16 protein-coding genes and 1 pseudogene are annotated in these 17,069 nt (G+C 41.5%); 15 read left to right on the top strand and 2 right to left on the bottom strand.

All coding sequences use genetic code 11. The features are described from left to right. Positions 1-24: 24 nt before the first annotated feature. The 9 genes from metF to NMM25_RS06025 all read left to right on the top strand — a co-directional run bounded on the left by metF (position 25) and on the right by NMM25_RS06025 (position 9,848). Positions 25-891, top strand: coding sequence for a methylenetetrahydrofolate reductase [NAD(P)H] (metF, locus tag NMM25_RS06065; RefSeq protein WP_254736264.1), 867 nt, complete (start codon positions 25-27; stop codon positions 889-891). Between the two features lie 580 nt (positions 892-1,471). Beyond that, a complete protein-coding gene (gene pnp, locus NMM25_RS06060; RefSeq protein WP_254736263.1) occupies positions 1,472-3,688 on the top strand; it encodes a polyribonucleotide nucleotidyltransferase in 2,217 nt (738 codons plus the stop codon). A 15-nt stretch (positions 3,689-3,703) separates the two neighbouring features. Then, on the top strand, positions 3,704-4,321 hold the full coding sequence (gene cysE, locus NMM25_RS06055; protein WP_254736262.1) for a serine O-acetyltransferase: 618 nt from the start codon (positions 3,704-3,706) through the stop codon (positions 4,319-4,321). A gap of 11 nt (positions 4,322-4,332) precedes the next feature. Beyond that, on the top strand, positions 4,333-5,199 hold the full coding sequence (locus NMM25_RS06050) for a GNAT family N-acetyltransferase (protein WP_254736261.1): 867 nt from the start codon (positions 4,333-4,335) through the stop codon (positions 5,197-5,199). Positions 5,200-5,203: 4 nt separating this feature from the next. Continuing rightward, positions 5,204-5,965: a nucleoside phosphorylase gene (locus NMM25_RS06045; protein WP_254736260.1), complete on the top strand. Its 762-nt coding sequence runs from the start codon at positions 5,204-5,206 to the stop codon at positions 5,963-5,965. A 43-nt stretch (positions 5,966-6,008) separates the two neighbouring features. Then, on the top strand, positions 6,009-7,352 hold the full coding sequence (gene cysS / locus NMM25_RS06040) for a cysteine--tRNA ligase (RefSeq protein WP_254736259.1): 1,344 nt from the start codon (positions 6,009-6,011) through the stop codon (positions 7,350-7,352). Next, complete coding sequence (locus NMM25_RS06035; protein ID WP_254736258.1) at positions 7,345-7,731, top strand: Mini-ribonuclease 3; 387 nt, start codon at positions 7,345-7,347, stop codon at positions 7,729-7,731. The genes cysS and NMM25_RS06035 overlap by 8 nt, the downstream gene beginning before the upstream one ends. A 3-nt stretch (positions 7,732-7,734) precedes the next feature. Continuing rightward, a complete protein-coding gene (locus tag NMM25_RS06030) occupies positions 7,735-8,604 on the top strand; it encodes a helix-turn-helix domain-containing protein (protein WP_254736257.1) in 870 nt (289 codons plus the stop codon). Positions 8,605-8,717: 113 nt separating this feature from the next. Continuing rightward, positions 8,718-9,848, top strand: a complete 1,131-nt coding sequence (locus NMM25_RS06025) for an ABC transporter ATP-binding protein (RefSeq protein ID WP_000229937.1) — start codon at positions 8,718-8,720, stop codon at positions 9,846-9,848. A gap of 94 nt (positions 9,849-9,942) precedes the next feature. Here the strand turns inward: NMM25_RS06025 and NMM25_RS06020 are convergent, their stop codons facing one another. Next, a complete protein-coding gene (locus NMM25_RS06020; RefSeq protein ID WP_254736256.1) occupies positions 9,943-12,318 on the bottom strand; it encodes a bifunctional 2',3'-cyclic-nucleotide 2'-phosphodiesterase/3'-nucleotidase in 2,376 nt (791 codons plus the stop codon). Between the two features lie 277 nt (positions 12,319-12,595). Beyond that, positions 12,596-12,853: pseudogene (locus NMM25_RS10570) on the bottom strand (helix-turn-helix domain-containing protein); the annotation flags it as partial. 317 nt (positions 12,854-13,170) lie between these two features. Between NMM25_RS10570 and NMM25_RS06010 the strand changes: the two are divergent. The 6 genes from NMM25_RS06010 to NMM25_RS05985 form a co-directional block, all read left to right on the top strand. Continuing rightward, positions 13,171-13,572, top strand: a complete 402-nt coding sequence (locus tag NMM25_RS06010; protein WP_223328461.1) for a hypothetical protein — start codon at positions 13,171-13,173, stop codon at positions 13,570-13,572. A gap of 139 nt (positions 13,573-13,711) precedes the next feature. Then, positions 13,712-14,116 carry a hypothetical protein gene (locus NMM25_RS06005; RefSeq protein WP_254736254.1) on the top strand — a complete coding sequence of 135 codons (405 nt, stop codon included), beginning with the start codon at positions 13,712-13,714 and terminating at the stop codon, positions 14,114-14,116. Positions 14,117-14,242: 126 nt separating this feature from the next. Next, on the top strand, positions 14,243-14,662 hold the full coding sequence (locus tag NMM25_RS06000) for a hypothetical protein (RefSeq protein WP_254736253.1): 420 nt from the start codon (positions 14,243-14,245) through the stop codon (positions 14,660-14,662). A 140-nt stretch (positions 14,663-14,802) separates the two neighbouring features. Then, the gene (locus tag NMM25_RS05995) at positions 14,803-15,225 is read left to right on the top strand and encodes a DUF1433 domain-containing protein (RefSeq protein WP_254736252.1); all 423 of its coding nucleotides are present in this window, start codon (positions 14,803-14,805) and stop codon (positions 15,223-15,225) included. 140 nt (positions 15,226-15,365) lie between these two features. Next, positions 15,366-15,767: a hypothetical protein gene (locus tag NMM25_RS05990; protein ID WP_254736251.1), complete on the top strand. Its 402-nt coding sequence runs from the start codon at positions 15,366-15,368 to the stop codon at positions 15,765-15,767. Next, positions 15,760-17,069, top strand: a 1,310-nt coding sequence (locus NMM25_RS05985) for an Mbeg1-like protein (protein WP_254736250.1), incomplete at its 3' end; no start/stop codon positions are given. The genes NMM25_RS05990 and NMM25_RS05985, both read left to right, overlap by 8 nt.

Genomic DNA, 17,069 nt, shown 5'->3' with positions numbered 1-17,069 from the left:
ATCAAAAAGAAAAGGATAATGACTATGTCACGCCAAACTCCGTCACTTTCATTTGAAGTGTTCCCTCCAAACCCAGCTGTGGGTAATGATAAAATTATTTCAGCCTTGCAGGATATGCGGGAGCTGACACCGCACTTTATCAGTGTGACTGCCAGCAATAATAAATTTAATATCAAGGAAACAACGGTTCGTTTGGCTGACTTTATCCAGAATGATTTGGCGATCCCAACTATTGCCCACTTGCCAGCCATCTACTTGACCAAGGACAAGGTTGCTGAAACCATTGCAGACTTGGATAAGGTTGGGGTACAGAAAATCTTGGCCTTGCGTGGGGATATTATCCCTGATGTGGAACCGCAAAAGGATTTCCGCTACGCAACGGATTTGATCGAGTTCATCAAGGAGCAAGCTCCTCACTTTGATATTATTGGTGCTTGCTACCCAGAGGGGCACCCTGACTCGCCAAACCAGATCTCAGATATTCAAAATCTCAAGAAGAAAGTGGATGCAGGCTGTTCAAGCCTTGTAACGCAACTTTTCTTTGACAATGAGCGTTTCTATGATTTCCAAGACAAGTGTACCTTGGCAGGGATTGAGGTTCCCATTCATGCGGGGATCATGCCCATTCTTAACCGTAACCAAGCGCTTCGTCTCTTGAAGACTTGTGAGAATATCCACCTTCCACGCAAATTTAAGGCCATCTTAGACAAGTATGAGCATGACCCAGAGTCGCTCAGAGCAGCAGGACTTGCCTACGCAGTGGATCAGATCGTGGACTTAGTCACTCAGGATGTCGCAGGTGTGCATCTCTACACCATGAACAATGCTGAAACAGCAAAATATATCCACCAAGCAACCCATGCTTTGTTTAATCATCAGTCTTTAGGATAATAAAAAGCAAACCATTCTTCTCAGGTGAGGGGAATGGTTCCTTTTTAATAGAAAAGCCCGCACTTTTTAAGAAAAATATGATAAAATAGACTCTGTACGTACTTGATACAAAGATGAGGGTATAAAAGTTTTAAAGGCTTTGTCGATTCTCAATTTTATGACAGAAATTTTTTCATAATTTGTTCTTTTTAGCATTTAGTTGAAGCGATACGAACGAGTCAAATCGATGTTATTTGACGAGAGAGTTAGTAAAGCATTTAGCTAATCGTCTAATAGCAATTAGCGTGAAAGGATTAGATGCTTTAGCATCAAACCTTTCTAATGATTTGTAGCTTGAAAGTTGAACACGGGCTAAATCCCTAGTGAAAAAGATAGATTTCCTGGTGTGCATCGCACACTGCGTCAATTTATGCTATCATGTGTAATTGAACCCGGCCAAAAAGCTGTGTAAAAAAGATAAACTGTCTTGTCTTCATCGAAGACTTCGTCAGTTTCCTATTTTTACTTTGCTTTTGACGTCCTTGGTATCTTGATCTTTGTAGGCAAGGCGTATAATTTCATCAATCCAAAGGGGATTAAAATGACAAAACAAGTGTTTCAAACGACTTTTGCGGGTCGTGAGTTAATCGTAGAGACTGGTCAGGTTGCTAAGCAAGCAAATGGCGCTGTTGTCGTGCGTTACGGTGAGTCAACTGTCTTGACTGCGGCCGTTATGTCTAAGAAAATGGCAACTGGGGATTTCTTTCCACTTCAAGTCAACTACGAAGAAAAAATGTATGCGGCTGGGAAGTTTCCTGGTGGCTTTATGAAACGTGAAGGACGTCCTTCAACAGATGCGACTTTGACAGCGCGTTTGATTGACCGTCCAATCCGTCCGATGTTTGCGGAAGGTTTCCGTAACGAAGTGCAAGTGATCAACACTGTGCTTTCTTATGATGAAAATGCCTCTGCACCAATGGCAGCCATGTTCGGTTCATCTTTGGCGCTTTCTATCTCAGATATTCCGTTTGACGGTCCAATCGCTGGGGTACAAGTGGGCTATGTCGATGGTCAAATCATCATCAACCCTAGTCAAGAACAAGCAGAGCAATCGCTTCTTGAATTGACAGTAGCTGGTACCAAGCACGCCATCAACATGGTAGAGTCTGGTGCCAAAGAATTGTCAGAAGAAATCATGTTGGAAGCCCTTCTCAAAGGACACGAAGCTGTCAAAGAATTGATTTCCTTCCAAGAAGAAATTGTTGCTGCTGTCGGTAAGGAAAAAGCAGAAGTGGAATTGCTTCATGTGGATGCTGACTTGCAGGCTGAAATCATCCCAGCCTACAACAGTGACCTCCAAAAAGCGGTTCAAGTAGAAGAAAAATTGGCTCGTGAAGCTGCAACTCAAGCAGTTAAAGACCAAGTGACTGCTGTTTACGAAGAAAAATATGCAGACCATGAAGAATTTGAACGAATCATGCGTGATGTGGCTGAAATCTTGGAACAAATGGAACACGCTGAAGTGCGCCGTTTGATCACAGAAGATAAGGTACGTCCTGATGGTCGTAAGGTCGATGAAATTCGTCCTTTGGATGCGGTTGTTGACTTCCTTCCTCGTGTGCATGGTTCCGGTCTCTTTACTCGTGGACAAACTCAGGCTCTTTCAGTCTTGACCTTAGCTCCAATGGGAGAAACTCAAATCATCGATGGTTTGGACCCAGAGTACAAGAAACGCTTTATGCACCACTATAACTTCCCTCAATACTCTGTAGGGGAAACTGGTCGTTACGGTGCGCCTGGTCGTCGTGAAATTGGTCACGGTACTCTTGGTGAGCGTGCTCTTGCTCAGGTCTTGCCAAGTTTGGAAGAATTCCCATACGCTATCCGTTTGGTAGCTGAAGTATTAGAATCAAATGGTTCTTCATCTCAAGCATCTATCTGTGCGGGAACGCTTGCCCTTATGGCTGGTGGTGTGCCAATCAAGGCGCCAGTAGCTGGTATTGCCATGGGTCTCATCTCAGATGGAAATAACTACACTGTTTTGACAGATATCCAAGGTTTGGAAGATCACTTTGGAGACATGGACTTCAAGGTTGCCGGTACTCGCGACGGGATTACAGCCCTTCAAATGGATATCAAAATCCAAGGGATTACTGCAGAAATCTTGACTGAGGCTCTTGCTCAAGCCAAGAAAGCACGTTTTGAAATCCTTGATGTGATTGAAGCGACTATTCCTGAAGTTCGTCCCGAATTGGCTCCAACTGCACCGAAAATTGATACCATCAAGATTGATGTGGACAAGATCAAGATTGTCATCGGTAAGGGTGGAGAAACCATCGACAAGATTATCGCTGAAACTGGCGTTAAGATTGATATCGACGAAGAAGGTAATGTGTCTATCTACTCTAGCGACCAAGATGCCATTAACCGTACCAAAGAAATCATTGCTGGTTTGGTTCGTGAAGCCAAAGTGGATGAAGTTTACCATGCTAAAGTTGTTCGTATCGAGAAATTCGGTGCCTTTGTCAACCTCTTTGATAAGACAGATGCACTTGTGCACATTTCTGAAATGGCTTGGACTCGCACCAACCGTGTCGAGGACTTGGTAGCTATCGGTGATGAAGTCGATGTTAAGGTTATCAAGATTGATGAAAAAGGCCGTATCGATGCCTCTATGAAGGCACTTCTTCCTCGTCCGCCAAAACCTGAGCATCATGATGAAAAAGGCGAAAAGTCTGAGCGACCTCACCGTCCACGTCATCACAAGGACCACAAACCTAAGAAAGAATTCACAGATACGCCAAAAGATTCAGAATAAGAAAAGGAGAAATGTATGGGATGGTGGCGCGAAACCATTGATATTGTAAAAGAAAATGATCCAGCGGCACGCAACAGTTTGGAAGTTTTGCTGACTTATCCAGGTGTCAAGGCCTTAGCTGCCCACCGTCTCTCGCATTTTCTCTGGAAGCACGGCTTCAAACTCCTAGCTCGGATGCACAGTCAGTTTTGGCGCTTTTGGACTCAAATCGAGATTCATCCAGGTGCCCAGATTGACCCAGGTGTCTTTATCGACCATGGTTCAGGTCTGGTGATTGGAGAGACGGCGATTGTTGAAAAAGGCGTTCTGCTCTATCATGGAGTGACTCTCGGTGGGACAGGGAAAGACTGTGGCAAACGCCATCCGACTGTACGAAAGGGAGCACTCATATCAGCCCATGCCCAAGTTATCGGACCGGTAGAAATAGGTGAAAATGCCAAGGTCGGTGCAGCAGCAGTTGTCGTGGCAGACGTACCTAGTGATGTGACGGTGGTCGGTATTCCGGCTAAGATCGTCCGAGTTCATGGACAGAAGGATGAACCAACGATCCACGAAGTCGAAGAAAAACGGGAGTACTACGTCAATAAACTCGAGCAGGCTAAAGAAGCCAGTCACAGATCGTCGGGGTTGTAGAGGATAGCTATATGATTCAAGCAAGAAATAAGTTAAGCAAAGAGGAGTTATCTGAGGCGAAAAAACTAATTGACTGTTGCCAAGCCTATGATGGAACTTATCGTGCTCCCTATCTTTCTAACATGCTTAATTTTGACCCCAACATGCCCGCCTTTTTCCTTTATTATGAAAAAGGCGAACTTGTTGGTCTATTAACTGTCTATGCTGATGACCAAGATGTGGAAGTGACGATACTGGTTCATCCAAATCATCGCCGTCAGGGAATTGCGCGTGCTTTGTTTACGAGTTTTGAGAAAGAAACGGCTTCTTTTCCTATTCGTTCAGTTACTTTTCAGACAGAACGTATTTTTCTAGAGCGTCATCCTGATTTTGTCAGCAACTGGGGATTGGTCGAGGATGAAAATACAGAAATCTGGTTAGGTAAGGATAGAAGACCTTATCCGTTAGCAAAACTTTCCAATCTTGAAGTTTTGTTAGCAGATAGTTCATATCAGGAGCAAATTAGCCAGTTACAATTTCAGGCATTTTCAGAGGAGCATGAATCGAGAGAAGTTTCGGATAGATATGTTGCTGAAGCTCTAAAAGATCCAGAAAGTCGCCTATATATTTTATTAAAAAACGGTCAGGTTATTGGAACTTGCACGGTAGATTTATCGACTAATACGAATTACCTCTATGGTTTGGCAATATCGGAACCTGAACGTGGAAAAGGCTATGGAAGCTATTTAGCAAAATCCCTGGTCAACCAACTGATTGAGCAAAATGATAAGGAATTTCAGATTGCAGTAGAGGACAGCAACGTAGGTGCCAAGCGCTTGTATGAAAAAATCGGCTTTGTCAAACAGACACAGGTAGTTTATTTGAATGAGAAAGAGTAGAAAAATGCTATTAGAAGAATTCGAAAATGTACCTGCTGTTATCGAACCAACTGATCGAAGTATTCGTGGTGGTGGAGAAATCTGTGAGACGATTATTTTATCTTTTAATGGAGAAATCGTTGAACGAGTAAAGCAGTTTGAAGATGTTTATGAAGGTGGCTATCTAACCAATCTAAATGGCAGACTTCCATGGTATATCTATGAAAAAGATGGGAGTAAGATAGCAGTTGCTATAGCTACGATTGGAGCCCCGATGGTTGTTGGACTCTTAGAAGAACTCAAAGTAAGAGGATTTAAGAACTTTATTGTTTTGGGTTCTTGCGGAGTTCTAGATCAGTCTATTCAGGCAGATAAGATTATTCTACCAAGTTCAGCTCTACGTGATGAAGGTACAAGTTATCATTACGCTCCTGCAAGTGATGAGATAGCTTATGACGAAACTCTCCTCTTAACCATGGAAGAAGCTTTGAACAAATCTGGTATTGAGCACATTCGAACAAAGGCTTGGACCACAGATGCTTTCTATCGTGAAACAGCCGATAAGGTCAAACGTAGATTAGCAGCAGGTGCGACTGTTGTGGATATGGAAGCTTCTGCAATCATGGCTTGGACGCAATTTCGACAAGCAAAAGTCTATCAATTTTTTTATACGGCTGATTATGTTGACCATCACAATCATGAGTGGGATGCAAGACATGAAGAAAGAAAAACAGATGCTATGACTTTCTTTGAGATAGCCTTAGTAATTGCTAGAGAGTTGGACTGAAACTACTTTTTACGATAAACAAGAAACAGAAAGGAGACAGTGAATGATTAAAATCTATGACACCATGTCTCGTGATTTGCGAGAATTTGTACCTATTGAGGACGGCAAGGTCAAGATGTATGTCTGTGGGCCAACCGTGTACAACTATATCCACGTTGGGAATGCTCGTTCAACGGTAGCCTTTGATACCATTCGTCGCTACTTTGAATATCGTGGCTACGAAGTTGCCTATATTTCCAATTTTACGGATGTGGATGATAAGATTATCAACCGTGCTAAGGAAGAAGACATTACGCCTCAGGAGGTTGCGGACAAGTACATCGCTGCCTTTCGTGAGGATGTGACAGCCTTGGGCGTCAAACCTGCGACTCGCCATCCACGTGTAGTAGAGTTTATGGCTGATATCATTCGTTTTGTGGAAGACTTGATCGAGAAAGGCTTTGCCTACGAGAGTCAAGGGGATGTTTACTTCCGTGTGGAAAAATCCCACAACTATGCTAAGTTGGCCAATAAAACCTTGGAAGATTTGGAGCTGGGTGCTTCAGGTCGTACTGATGAAGAAACAGCTCGTAAGGAAAATCCTGTAGACTTTGCCCTTTGGAAAGCTGCAAAACCGGGCGAGATTTCTTGGGATAGTCCTTGGGGACCTGGTCGTCCGGGTTGGCACATCGAGTGTTCGGTCATGTCGACAGAGATTTTGGGCGATACCATTGATATTCACGGTGGTGGAGCCGACCTTGAGTTTCCGCATCATACCAACGAAATTGCCCAGTCAGAAGCCAAAACAGGCAAGACTTTTGCCAACTACTGGATGCATAATGGCTTTGTCAATATCGACAATGTCAAGATGTCTAAGTCCTTGGGCAACTTTATAACCGTACACGATGCCCTTAAAACTCTTGATGGGCAAGTGTTGCGTTTCTTCTTTGCGACTCAGCATTACCGTAAACCAATCAACTTTACTGAAAAGGCAGTGCGTGATGCAGAGACCAATCTCAAATATCTGAAGAACACTTACGAGCAACCATTTTCTGGGACTGTAGATGCTCAAGAGTTACAGGACTTTAAAGAAAAGTTTATAGCAGCTATGGATGAGGACTTTAACTCTGCCAATGGTATCACAGTCATCTTTGAAATGGCCAAATGGATTAACTCAGGAAACTATGATGCAAGTGTCAAGCAAGCTTTTGCGGATATGTTAGAAGTCTTTGGAATTGTCTTTGTTGAGGAAGTTTTGGATGCAAACATTGAAGCCTTAATCCAAAAACGTCAAAAAGCGCGTGCTAATCGTGATTTTGCGACAGCGGATCAAATCCGTGACCAATTGGCTGCTCAAGGGATTAAACTACTGGATACAAAAGATGGAGTGAGGTGGACACGTGATTGATGTCAATCTCATTAATGGGATTGTGCTGGCTTTTGAGGGGGATGCGGTTTATTCCATGTATATTCGTCGCCATCTCATCCTCAAAGGCATGACCAAACCCAATAAACTCCACCAAGAGGCGACCAAGTATGTCTCAGCCAAGGCTCAGGCTCGCTTGATTGTCCTCATGTTGGAAGAGCAAGTCCTGACGGAAAAAGAAGAAGAAATCTACAAACGTGGCCGCAATACCAATAGTCACACAAAGGCTAAAAATGCAGATGTGGTGACTTACCGCATGTCTACAGGTTTTGAAGCAGTGATGGGCTATCTCCATCTGACTGAAAATGTGGAGCGTCTAGAGACCTTAATTTCTTGGTGCATCCAAAAAGTGGAGGGCTAGGATATGATTGCAAAGGAATTACAAGACTGGTTCCCTGAAGCTCAGATTTCAGATCAGCCAGTAGAGAAACCGGGCTATCTCACTCTCCCTTTAGCTTCTCAACAGTGGATTTTACTGGAGGAAGCTGGGCTCAGCGAGCGTGAAAAGCAGTTGGTTGCCCTTTTGACCCAGCAGGATCAGGCTCGTTCGCTCAATCCTTGGTATCCCTATCTGATCGAGGGGAAGGGGCAGGCACCGCAAACATTTAAAAAAATTCAGCTGGTTTATTGTCATCTTTCCTATTTCCAACAGGAAAATCTAGCCTCTTGGCTAGACATGATGCGGACTCTTTTTCCCAACTTCCAAACAGTGCTACAAGTGGGGGCTCAGGATTATGTATTTGTGCTTCAACAAGATAAGTACACCTCTGTTCGCTCAATCTTATCTGATACGATTGAAGCGGTTGAGTATGACTTTGGTCTTCGTCTGTCGATCATGTTAGGCCAGGTTTGGCCTCAGACAGGCCCTCAAGCCCTATCAGACTTAATCAAAGCAGAGCGGGACTTATTTAAGACTTGGTGGCGTCAGGGTCATCAAGGTGTTCATACATTTTCACAACTCTATCTATGGAGTATGGGAGAAAGACTTGTAGACCTGAGAGTCATTAAAGAATGCCTGCACCAGATGATCTTGGATCAGGATCAGATTCAGGAAATTATCCTTTCTCTCTGGGAAAATAGTGCTGTCCTAACTAAAACAGCCCAGCAACTTTATCTGCACCGCAATTCTCTCCAATACAAGATTGATAAGTGGGAAGAATTGACAGGACTTCAGTTGAAGGAGTTGACGGATCTCACCCTTTGTTATCAGTTGATTTTACCAGATATTCTCTAAAGTTTTGTGCAAGTTGCACAGAACTTTTTTATTTTTTTGGTCACCTTGCCATAGAAAAGTAAAGCGTTTTCATCTATAATAAAACTATCAAAAGACAAAAGGAGTTCACCTCGATGGTAGAATTAAATCTTAAAAATATTTACAAAAAATATCCAAACAGCGAACACTACTCAGTTGAAGACTTCAACTTGGACATCAAAGATAAAGAATTTATCGTTTTCGTAGGTCCTTCAGGATGTGGTAAATCAACAACTCTTCGTATGATCGCTGGTCTTGAAGACATTACAGAAGGTACTGCATCTATCGATGGCGTGGTTGTCAACGACGTAGCTCCAAAAGACCGTGACATCGCCATGGTATTCCAAAACTACGCTCTTTACCCACACATGACTGTTTATGACAACATGGCTTTCGGTTTGAAATTGCGTAAATACAGCAAAGAAGACATCGACAAACGTGTGCAAGAAGCTGCAGCAATCCTTGGCTTGAAAGAGTTCTTGGATCGTAAACCTGCTGACCTTTCTGGTGGTCAACGTCAACGTGTTGCCATGGGGCGTGCGATCGTCCGTGATGCAAAAGTGTTCTTGATGGACGAGCCTTTGTCAAACTTGGACGCCAAACTTCGTGTATCTATGCGTGCTGAAATTGCGAAGATTCACCGTCGTATCGGTGCTACAACTATCTACGTAACGCACGACCAAACAGAAGCGATGACACTTGCCGACCGTATCGTTATCATGTCAGCAACTAAGAACCCTGCTGGTACAGGTACTATCGGACGTGTAGAACAAATCGGTACACCTCAAGAAGTTTACAAAAACCCAGTTAACAAGTTCGTTGCAGGATTCATCGGAAGTCCAGCTATGAACTTCATCAATGTGAAATTAGAAGGCAACGAAATTGTTTCTGATGGTTTCCGTTTGAAAGTGCCAGAAGGAGCATTGAAAGTTCTTCGTGAAAAAGGCTATGAAGGTAAAGAATTGATCTTCGGTATTCGTCCAGAAGATGTGAATGCAGAACCTGCTTTCCTTGAAACATTCCCAGAATCAGTTGTCAAAGCTACTATCTCCGTATCAGAATTGCTTGGTTCAGAATCTCACCTTTACTGCCAAGTTGGTAAAGACGAATTTGTTGCCAAAGTGGACGCTCGTGACTACTTGCAAACAGGTGCAACAGTTGAACTAGGATTTGACTTGAACAAAGCACACTTCTTCGATGTAGAAACTGAAAAAACAGTCTACTAAGCAAATGAAATATCAAAACACTGCTAGAGAAATCTGGCAGTTTTTTTGGTGGCTAAAAAAGAAGCAGGACGAGTCTCGTCTTGCTTCAATTATGTTATTCTTCCTTTTTCTTGAGAGAAAATCCAAACCCGGCAAGAATGACACCTAGGAAGGTTAGGATAGACGTTTTCTCACCTGTATGTGGTAGGGTAGTAGCTACTGGATTATGAGCGCTTGGTAAAATAATAGTTTGGCCACCATTTGAAAGAGTGATTGCATCGCCTTGATTTTGTTCCTGTGTATCTTGAATCTCGTGATGATTTGTTTCAGCAGGTTCAGTCTTAGGCTCTACATAGAGAAGGCGGTATTCGCCGAAACCTTCTTGGTCGGAGCTAGCTAGATATTGAATGTCACCATCTGTGCCGACCAAGTTTTTGGCCTTATCAGCTGTCAAGAAACGAACATCCAACCCTTTTATGCTATCTGTGAAGTGCCAGTTTTTATCTGCACTTGGGTTGATATTTTTTACATCGAGGATATAGTTGATGATAACCTGGCGATTTTCAAGTCCGAGGAGGTGATTGAGGCTAGCATCACGAACGCCAGGGAAATTACCATTTGCGCGATAGTTGTTGGTTACCACGATGAATTCCTGATCTGGACGGACATCTTTCCCTTGGTATTTAAGATTGCGGACGCGACTAGCATCTGGGTGGATCAACTTACCTTCACGGTCGTATTTATTTGGTTGGGTGACATCGTACTCATAGGTCACACCGTCAATCACATCAAAATTATAAGTACGGTAGCTTGGATTGATAAGTTGTTGCGCTTCTTTTTTAGTTGGATCAATCGTGTTGAACTGACCAGCAGACATTTCCAACCATTCTTTGAGTTGAGCTCCTGTAACTTTTAAGATAGCCGTGACATTGTCGTAGAGGTAGAGATCTGCTACGTTTTTGATGGCGATTGGGCCAGCTGGAATATCTGTATAGGCAGTAGCATCTCCACGGGTTCCCGCCTTAAATGGTGCCGCAGCCGAGAGAATAGGAAGATCTCCTTCAGGAGTTCCTGCTAGTTCTTTCTTAGCGTACCAGATTTGTGCGTTATTGACGATTTGAACAGATGGATCATCCTTGACAAGGGCAAAATAGCTCGTGATCGGTGCAGTTGTTGTTCCGACTTGTTGGCGAACGTATTGGATGGTTCCTTCGTGGGCTGTTTTGGCAATTTCTTTGATTCGTTCATCAGCGTCTTTGGACTTAGTGTGAATCTTGCGAATAGAACCTTTGCTGTTGGCAACAGTCCATTTTCCGTTTTTGTAGATAAGGTTGAGGTCGATAATGCCGAGGTGATCCCCATATTTTCCAGCCATGGTTACAGGAGTACCGTTGATTTTACCATTTACGCCATCAACACCAGCATATTTTTCATAAAAGCCAGTGCCATTTCCGCTTGGGAATTCAGCGTGAGAATGCCCTGTTACGACTGCATCCACACCAGGTAGGCTTGCAATTTGATAGCCTTCGTTTTCTTCGCCTTTTTCGTACTTATCATCTCCGATACCTGAGTGAGAGAGTACAAGAGTGATGTCTGCACCTGCTTTGCGCATTTCAGGAATAATTTTTTGAATAGCTTCGACGGAGTCATTGACCTGAATCTTTCCTTCGAGGTTGGCCTTATCCCAGCTGAGAATTTGAGGGGGAACGATTCCAGTCACCCCGATTTTGACAGTCGTTTTGCGACCAGTTTTATCAACAAAGGTTTTGCTGATGATTTTATAGGGGTCGTAGACATAAGCACCCGTTTTAGGATCAACTACATTGGCATTGACAATCGGCATTCCAGCTGTATCAATGACACGTTTGAGGTAGTCTAAACCATAGTTAAACTCATGGTTTCCAAGTGTTCCAGCTTCAAAACCGAGCTTTTGAAGGGCTGCATACATAGGGTGTTGTTCCCCTTCTTTTACCGGGTTAACGATGGCCTTGTAAGTTCCAAGTGGCGTTCCTTGGATGGTGTCTCCATTATCTACAAGAAGTGTATTGCTATTTTCTTTTTTAGCTTCCTCAATGAGAACAGCTGTCTTTGCTAGTCCAACATTCTCAGCAGGTTTGTCTTGGTAATAATCATAGTTAACTAGATTGGTGTGGAGGTCGGTTGTTGCAAGGATGCGGACATCGACTTCCTGTCCTTCTGTTGGTTGAAGGGCTTTGTCGTCCGCAAGGCTTTTTTCTTTAGAAGGGGTTGTTTCAGTGCTTGCTACTGGAGTAGCATTTTCATCTTGTTTAGCAGGGACGTCCGTTTTTTCAGATACCGTTGCCTTTTCATTTCCAGTAGTTGCAACGGGTTTCTCAGATTGATTTGCTACTGGCGTTGGTGTTGTGCTAGTATCTAGATTTGCAGCTTTTTCATCTGCTTGTGCAGTAGAAGCTGCAAATACAGCTGCAGTCAGACCTAAAAGGGCTGCTTGTTTACGAAATGATGACATAAAAATCTCCTCAAAAATAGTTTCACTCTATTATACAGGATGGAAGGCAATCAATCAAGTTAATTACGAATGTTTTTATAATCTGTGTTTAAAAACGATAGGAAATGACAAATTATTTATAAAATGCCCTCATTAATTATAAAAATAAATGATAAATTGCAAGAATAAGCGCAACATTTACTCTAACTCATCCACTAGAGCTTCATAAGCAGTTCTGTAAGCTAAACATTTTCGTGGTCGGTGATTGATATCATATAAGGCCTTGTTCAAAGCCTCAGGAGGATTTTAAATCGTTCTCAATTTCCTTTTTCAACTTTGGTGTCAAACGAGACTTCCGACCTTTTTGTTTGGCCCTGCGGTCGTACTCTTCCTGTGCTAAGACTGCAGAATAACCATTTTGACATCGTCTTAACTATCTTGAAATGGTAGACTTATGGACGCCAAGTTTACTTGCAATTTGGCAAGGTTTTAAATCTAATTCCAAGTTGGTTTCTATCTTTATTCGGTCGGTTATGGTAAGATGGGAGTAGCTCATAGTTTTTCCTCGGGTTCTGTTTGTGTGGTTACTTACAGTTTACCCCCATGAAACGCTATGAGTTTTTTTGTTGCACTATATTTTACAATTTATCTTATATAAAAGAGTGGGAAGGCCAATGAAGAAGATTTTATTGAAGGAATCGGAAGTGGGGCTCCATTGCGTGTGGGAGGAAGAGGTTTTGACGAATAGTAATACAAAAGATTAGGATAGTTTCGTCCATCACACATTCTCTATAGCCTTACAATACTTGCTAAAAGTATTTTTTTACATTCATGATATAATAGGTTTAGAATCCACGTTTAAGGAGGATAATCATGAAAAAACGTACTTTACTTTGGCTAGTTTTAGCACTTGTAGTATTTGGAGGAGGTGCATGGATGGCGCAGAAAACAAATCTATTCGGAGGAGTATTTCTTAGTCCGCGAGCCAAGCAGTTGGCTTATCTAAAGGAGCATGAAGAGGAGATTAAGGATTTTGTAAAATCTCAAAATCCAAAAATAGAATCTGTTCAAATAAATTGGCATGAAACTAAGTGGGAAAAAGTTGGAAATGGAACCCCACAAGGCGGAGGGGAAGTTGTTAGCATATTTGGTGAATTTAACAATCTAAAAGAATCAGACTGGAATGTCCTAATAGAAATTAAAGAAGGAAAAGTTGATTTAGAAAGCATGGGTATCAGCAATGGTATAAGATTAGGAGGTGAACTTTTTGACTAACAGTAACTTAAAACCTTTGATAATTTTTACTAAAATTTAATATCACTCATTCCCCACTGACTTAGAATACTTACTAAAAGTATTTTTTTTTACATTCATGATATAATATACTTAGATTCCACTATATAGGAGGAAAGAAATGAAAAAACGTACTTTACTTTGGCTAGTTTTAGCTCTTGTAGTCTTTGGAGGAGGCGCATGGATGGCGCAGAAAACAAATCTATTTCTAAGTCCGCGAGCCAAGCAGTTGGCTTATCTGAAGGAGCATGAAGAAGAGATTAAGGAGTTTGTAAAATCTTTAAATCCTAAAGTCGAATCAGTTCAGATTGCTTGGGAAGAAACACGCTGGGAAGAGATAGGAAATGGTACACCACAGGGTGGAGGTAAAGTTATTCGAGTTTTCGGTGGCTTTAACCAAATTAAAAATTCCAGTTGGAGTGTTTTAGTTTATATAAAAGATGGAAAGGCCAATGAAAAAGATTTTATTGAAGGAATCGGAAGTGGGGCTCCATTGCGTGTAGGAGGAAGAGGTTTTGACGAATAGTAATACAAAAGATTAGGATAGTTTCGTCCATCACCCATTCTCTATAGTCTTACAATACTTATCAAAAATATTTTTTTTTACATTCATGATATAATAAACTTAGATTCCGCTATATAGGAGGAAAAGATGAAAAGACGTACTTTAGTTTGGCTAATTTTAGCACTTGTAATTTTTGGAGGAGGTGCATGGATGGCACAAGAAACAAATCTATTTGGAGGAATAACTCTGAGCCCGCGAGCTAAGCAGTTGGATTATTTAAAGGAACATGAAGAAGAACTTGTAAAATTTGTAAAGTCTAAAAATTCAAAGATAGAATCTGTTCAGATGGATTGGAATAGTTTAACTGTTGAACAGATAGGGAATGGAACTCCACAGGGGGGAGGTTATAATCTATCAGTGAAGGGTTCTTTTAATCATATAAAGGATTCTGATTTTACAGTAGATTTTCCGCTAGAAAATGAGAATGCTATTCCTTCAATAGATTTAATTGGAATGCTAAATCCACCTAGTGTATTAAAAAATGGAGGATGGGACAAATTTGAGTAATAGTAATTTAAAAACCTTTGATAATTTTTACTCAAATTTAATATTACTCATTCTCTACTAACTTAGAATACTTGCTAAAAGTATTTTTTTTTACATTCATGATATAATAAACTTAGATTCCGCTATATAGGAGGAAAAAGATGAAAAGACGTACTTTGGTTTGGCTAGTTATAGCCCTTGTAGTATTTGGAGGAGGCGCATGGATGGCACAGGAAACAAATCTATTTGGAGGAATAACTCTGAGCCCACGGGCTAAGCAGTTGGCTTATTTGAAGGAGCACGAGGAGGAAATGGCGAATTTCGTTAAATCTTGGAATTCTAAAGTTGAAAGTGTTCAGTTCGATTGGGATAGTATGAAGGTTGGTCAGGTAGGAAATGGTACTCCTCAAGGTGGGGGATATATGATGACAGTGGACGGAAAAATCAATAATAATAAGGATACTGAATTTACATTAGGCTTCCCACTGAAACGTAATGCAAATGAAATTCCAGAGAAGCTGGTCATTATCCAAATGCAGCCAATAAGAATTTTGAAAGGAAATTTATGGGATCTTTATGAGTAATAGCAACTTAAAAAAATTTGATAATTTTTACTCAAATTTAATATTGCTCATTCTCTACTAACTTACAATACTTGCTAAAAGTATTTTTTTTTACATTCATGATATAATATACTTAGATTCCACTATATAGGAGGAAAGAGATGAAAAAACGTACTTTGGTTTGGCTAGTTATAGCCCTTGTAGTATTTGGAGGAGGAGCATGGATGGCGCAGAAAACAAATCTATTTGGAGGAATAACTCTGAGCCCACGGGCTAAGCAGTTGGCTTATCTGAAGGAGCATGAAGAAGAGATTAAAGAGTTTGTAAAATCTTTAAATCCTAAAGTAGAATCTGTTCAGATTGATTGGGATGAAACAATGTGGGAAAAAGTTGGAAATGGAACTCCACAAGGGGGAGGTAATGTTGTAATAGTTGGAGGAGGTTTTAATAATATAGAGGGCTCAACTTGGCAAGTAATTTTTGAAATTGAGAATGGACGAGTTGTTTTTGATACTATGACGCAAGGCAGTCCATTGCGAGTAGGAGGAAGGATTTTTGACTAATAGTAACTTAAAAACCTTTGATAATTTTTATGCAGATTTAGCTCAGTCTGCTTATCTAGGGAGGCCGGTTAGGTTTCCCTATGAGTCTCAATTGAAAGATATTAGAAAATTGTTAGATAATGGAGATTCTCTAGAATTTGATTTCTCTCAAGATACTAAGATTTATAACAAGGATAAAAAAGAATGGGAAATCACTCCCGGAGGTAAACATCTTCCCCATAATGGTAAGGTCTACTTGCAACCAGATCCTGATTTACATACTGTGGAAGATACGATAAAACTCCAAGTTGGTGATTCTGGAGGAGGGGTTCACCAAGAAGAGTATCCTATCAAACGCTATCAAAAAGGACTCTTAACTGATGAGAGAGCTGGTTTTAATGCCTACTACTTAACGGATACGCCAACCTTAACTAAAGATACCAAGAAAACCTATATGACCATCCGCGGAAGTGATGCTATCAGTATAGAGAATTTGAACGACTGGATTGACAACGACGCTCAGTTTGCGCTCAACCATATCCATACGCCGCAAGCCAAGTTAGCAACAGTAGGAATGAAAACGAAGATCGCTGAGATGCGCGAAAAGGCTCCAAATGCGACGATGGACATCACAGCTCATTCCCTAGGAACCATTGTCTCTGCGCAAGGGGTAGCTGGCCTCAGTGATCAAGAACTGGAGAAAATCGGCAAAGTCGTCCTCTTTGACGGTCCAGACACGACAAAGAGTTTAAAGAAAATGGGACTCAGTGACGAGAAAATCAAAAAGATTAGCGAAAAAATTGAGTACTATGTCAATCCTTTTGATGTCGTGGGTATGCTTAATCGAGAACACACCATTACCAAATTACCTGGGGACTCCGATGAACCACTTAAGAAACCTGTCGGTAAAGTCAATGTCCTTGTTCCCCTTCATTATACCCAGATTACTGATCCGGAAAGCTCCCATGACTTTGGTGTTTTCCAATCGGATGGAAAGGGAAATTTATTGACTGCATCTGAGGATTTTCACCCAGAATTGCTCAGGGCAGGTGAAAAGCTAGCTCGACTGATAGCAACAACGTTGGATTCCCTCCGGGCTTTAGGAGTCGATGAAAATGTAGCCTCAAATGTTTTAAATGCCATTATGAGGGGGGAAATCGTAAATAAGGCGGCTATCGGATATGGCTTTTATAAAAATTTTACAACTGAATATAGTAAAATTGTCGAAGAAGCTCGCCAGGAATCTATAAAGTGGGATCGAGAAGCTATTCCTCATTATCAGGAACAACTGAGAAATGGCAATCTCACAGGAGAAAAGAGGAT

Origin of the sequence: Streptococcus sp. CF10-1, assembly GCF_024295825.1 — a bacterium.
Classification (GTDB): Bacteria; Bacillota; Bacilli; order Lactobacillales; family Streptococcaceae; genus Streptococcus.
This window is presented reverse-complemented; position numbering and strand designations above follow the sequence as displayed.